Genomic DNA, 4,190 nt, shown 5'->3' on the forward strand with positions numbered 1-4,190 from the left:
CAACGCCTGTGATCATCATGGTTGCAACCATAATCAACCCTGCCCACCCGATCAACCGGTAATGCCTGATCATGATCTCTCTCCTTTACCGGAATCGGGAAGGGAATTGGAAGAATTATTTTCCAAGGGCATATTGTGAGCACTGTTCTCTTTCATCAAATTTTTTTTGAGCAGCGTCTGAAATCCTGTGGCCTTTTCCGAAGGTGCCAATACGGTTTTTTGGACCTCTCCAAAACGGGCCAAAGAGGATATGCCGGCGGGCGAAACCCCGATAAGAACCGATTCATCCTGAACAGATACCAGTACCAGTTTTTCCTTGGGGGATAAATGATGGACGGATAAAACCTTTATCAGCTCCGCCGAATCTCGGGCACCGAACCGGCCTGAAACCCTGCGAACAAGATAAAGAGCCAGCAGAAAAAAAGCCAGAACAGCAAACAGCATGCCCAAACTTTTGGCAAATTCCAACCACATATCCGTATGCGTATTCACTGATCTTCCACGGCCAGGGATTTGACACGGTCAATGGGCGTGATGACGTCGGTGAGACGAACGCCGAATTTCTCATTGACCACCACAACTTCTCCCCGGGCAATGAGCTTACGGTTGATATATACCTCCAGGGGTTCACCGGCAAGTTTGTTCAACTCAATAATGGATCCCTGGGCCAGCTGGAGGAGATCATTGACCAGCATTTTGGTTTTGCCCAGTTCCACGGAAAGCTCCAAAGGGATATCCAGAATAAAATCCAATTCCCTTGCGCCATGCTCGTCGTCATGCCTGGATTCTTCTTCCAGATAATCATCATTTGTGGTGCCGTTTTTATCAACCATCTTTACCTCTTACAGTCGGTTACAATTTTATCTTTAATCTTAAATGCCTGAAAACCCCGCTGAACACCAATGAATCCTGTCAGTTTCACAAGTCCTCCCACAAAGCAGGGCAATGGGTCGGATGCGTCGTTATCCAGTTGGATGACGTCACCGGGCTGCATGTACAAAAGCCGTTCACCGGTGATCTCTGTTTTACCCAGAAGAATTCTTAAATCCACCTGGGAATTGAGGATCACCTCTTCAATCATCCGCCGCCAGTTGTAGTCGATTTCTTCAATTTCCGCCTGAACACCGGATGACAGTTTGTTTCGCATGGGTTCGATCATGGAATAGGGATAGCAGACCACAAGATTCCCTGCGGCCTGCTCCAGTTCGATTTCAAACCGGGTAACGATGACAAGGTCTGTGGGCAGTACAATGGCCGTGAACTGGGGGTTCATTTCCGAACGGATCAGGGATGCTTTGACCGGCTCTATGGGGGCCCAGGAGGCCTCAATGTTTTTCAGAACCGCCAGGACTGCCTTTTTAATCATCACCTCTTCAATGCGGGTAAATTCGCGGCCTTCCACCCTTGCTTTTCCCAATGCTGCTCCGCCAAAAAAAGTATCAATCAGGTTATAAACCAGCTGGCTTTCAAACACCACCAGACCATGTCCCCTTAACGGCTCCATCCTGAATACGTGAAGACTTGTGGGTACAGGAAGGCTGCGGACGAATTCAGAAAACTTCAGCGTGTCAAAAGGATTGGCAGACACATCCACATTGGTCTGGAGCAGTGAAGACAATGTGGCCCGAAGTTCCCTGGAGAGACGTTCATTAATAACGTCAAAGGTAGGCATTCTTGCCCTGACCACCTTGTCCTGGCTGGTGAAATCGTAGGCAACAACACCTTCAATCGCCTCCTCATCAATTTCCGGAATATCGGTCTCAGTGTCTACTTCTCCGGAATCCAGTCCGTCTAGTAGACTGTCAACCTCGTCCTGGGATAGAATTTCACTCATGGCACCATCACTGCATTATAAAATTGGTAAAATAAATTTGCCTTATGGCAACTTTCGGAAAAATCTGATTAATTCGGTCGAGAAGTGCAAATTTCAGTTTAAGTTTGCCATGAGGGCTTCGCAGATCCATCCAGCTCATCTGTCGCATCTGGCTTTCAATTATTTTTCTTATCCTGGGCTCCATGGTATACACCTGCCTTCGAAACCCGGGATCTATCATTTCAAGGGCGATGCCCATGGATATATAATGCATGTTTGAATCTTGTTTTAAAAGAATTTGCTCAAAGGGTTCCAGCTGCACAATATCCTCAAATATCGCTTTGTTCTGGTCTTTCAGAGCCGCCTGAATGCTTTCCTCAGTCACGACATTTTCAGCAACCGGCTGTTCAGGGACCTCTTTTGTCTTCCCGCCAAATAAAAAAAAGAACACACCGGCACCGATCCCGCCCAATAAAAGGAGAAACGACAGAAGAATAATGATCAGTTTTTTCTTTCCTGACAGCACTCTGCCGATCAATCCCTTTTTGACAGGTCCTTCTTCTGAAACCCCGCCACCATTGTTTATGGATTCGGTCAGTTCATCGCCTTCGAGTTCTTCCAGCAGATCTTCAGCCACAACACCTCCCAAAATAGTCTGGTCCTTCATTTGCCGAGCCGGTCTTTGCAGGCTTCATTGCAAATACCCTTAATATATCAGGCTATAAGAAGTGACAGCAAGCCTTATGCCAGCCTGCATGGGTTTTACCTGGATAGAAGGGAAACAAAAAATTTATGGTAAAGATTATAGGAAAGAAGAAAGATTTGCAAAATTATTTATTTGAGTACCGTTCAAACACGATATAAAGAAACGTCTCTTTGACCGTGGATCTGTCAATCTTTTGACAGATCCACGGTCAAGAGGGCAGGGGGATTATGCAACAAAATGCAGCGATCCGCTGTTGTTTATAGTCGCGGTATGCTCCGTTAAATGATCTGCCGCCTCTTCCTGGGCATCGTCACCGGACCCGCGCTTTGTCTGCTTCTTTCCGCCTGACTGCCCCTGGGCCCGGGCATCGGCCATGGACTGCTGGAAATCGCTGCTCATATCAACTTCAAAGCTCTCAAGGCTGATACCCGAGGAAGAGAGCATGGTTTTGATTTCATTAACATTGGCTGCCAGAATATCTTTTGCTGACTGGTGTTCAGTAATCACGCTGATCTTTATGCCGTTCCCATTATAGTCAATGCTCATGTAGATCCGGCCTAATTCAGGGGGTTTTAGTTGCATCCGGATGGTGTCGTCTCCGGTATTGATTGATCGGACAATGCTTTTTCCCACCTGCCGGGTGACAAAGTCAGGCAGTGTGGAAAAGGCCTGCTCGGTGCGTTGTGTACCCGAAGTTCCCACAGTCCCGGTCGTGGTTGATTTTTCCACGCCAAAAACAAGGGCATGGGCTTCTGAGTTTTTGGACATTGTATCCCCTGACTGGGAATTTGTGGAGGAGGTCATCTTTTCCACAGCAGCTGCATCGGCCTGGGTTGACGTGGTGGAAATCTGTGATGCCGATTCCTTGCTTGTTCCTGCGGTGTCAGAAAAACTGTTGGCGATTTTAAATGCATCATCAGAATCGGTTTTTCCTGTTTGAAGGTTACTGGAGACACTATTTCCAACCGCAGAGGCCTCGGCAGCCGTTTTTGCACTCACCTCACGCCTGTTGATCTGATCCATGAACTGAACCTGGAACCGCTCCTCAATTTCTTTGACCATGGCGTCCGAACTTTCGCTAAGCGTTATGCTATAATCGACAGCTCCCTCACGCTCTTCTTGAAAATTCAGTCCCGAAAAAAATTGGTTAAGCAATCCGTGTCGGCCGGACCGGGTTGCGAGGGCATCAAAAGAATCGGTAGTAAACATGTCTGATAATGATTGTTCAGTCTGGTTTGCCTGATTGTCTTCCAACAGGTTACGCTTCTGGGCAAAAGCATCAATTAACGTGGCCAGGGTCAACGGCTCCTCAGATGTTTCAATGAAAGAATCCAGATCAAGCTGTTGCAAAAGGGTGGTATAGGCATCGTCTTCATCCTTTGTCTGATAGGTCACGCCGGATTCACCGTCGGTATCCAGAAGTTGCTCAAGCTGTTCAATAAACGTATCAAAATCAAATCCACGGGTTCCTTCGGAGGCTTCATCCATGATTGATGTGATTTCCTGATTATCCACGCCCATCATTGACAAAAGGGATTTGATATAGGGCAGATCAGAGGTGGGCATCAGCGTCTCTGCCCGGGTGATATCTTGATCTTCGGCAAGGGGCAGTTCAAACAGATCATCCATGAAACCGGACACGGAGATTAGGCCGCCCCCCTCTTCAAGGGT

Annotated in this window: 5 protein-coding genes; all 5 read right to left on the reverse strand. The window is 47.5% G+C overall.

What is annotated here, in order from left to right; all coding sequences use genetic code 11:
- Positions 1-69 precede the first annotated feature (69 nt).
- Positions 70-492: a flagellar biosynthetic protein FliO gene (gene fliO, locus B3D59_RS00955; RefSeq protein WP_286817209.1), complete on the reverse strand. Its 423-nt coding sequence runs from the start codon at positions 490-492 to the stop codon at positions 70-72.
- The gene (gene fliN, locus B3D59_RS00960; RefSeq protein WP_286817210.1) at positions 489-833 is read right to left on the reverse strand and encodes a flagellar motor switch protein FliN; all 345 of its coding nucleotides are present in this window, start codon (positions 831-833) and stop codon (positions 489-491) included. The genes fliO and fliN overlap by 4 nt, the downstream gene beginning before the upstream one ends.
- A gap of 2 nt (positions 834-835) precedes the next feature.
- Positions 836-1,834: a flagellar motor switch protein FliM gene (gene fliM, locus B3D59_RS00965; protein WP_286817211.1), complete on the reverse strand. Its 999-nt coding sequence runs from the start codon at positions 1,832-1,834 to the stop codon at positions 836-838.
- A 7-nt stretch (positions 1,835-1,841) separates the two neighbouring features.
- Positions 1,842-2,450 carry a flagellar basal body-associated FliL family protein gene (locus B3D59_RS00970; protein ID WP_286817212.1) on the reverse strand — a complete coding sequence of 203 codons (609 nt, stop codon included), beginning with the start codon at positions 2,448-2,450 and terminating at the stop codon, positions 1,842-1,844.
- 294 nt (positions 2,451-2,744) lie between these two features.
- Positions 2,745-4,190: flagellar hook-length control protein FliK (locus B3D59_RS00975; protein WP_286817213.1), on the reverse strand; the 1,446-nt coding region annotated here is incomplete at its 5' end.

The sequence above is a fragment of the Desulfobacter sp. UBA2225 genome, assembly GCF_002348205.1.
Classification (GTDB): domain Bacteria; phylum Desulfobacterota; class Desulfobacteria; order Desulfobacterales; family Desulfobacteraceae; genus Desulfobacter; species Desulfobacter postgatei.

Bases quoted from the DNA above. Each gene is read 5' to 3' on its own strand.
- fliM (WP_286817211.1), bottom strand. From the start codon at position 1,834: ATGAGTGAAATTCTATCCCAGGACGAGGTTGACAGTCTACTAGACGGA.
- fliN (WP_286817210.1), bottom strand. From the start codon at position 833: ATGGTTGATAAAAACGGCACCACAAATGATGATTATCTGGAAGAAGAA.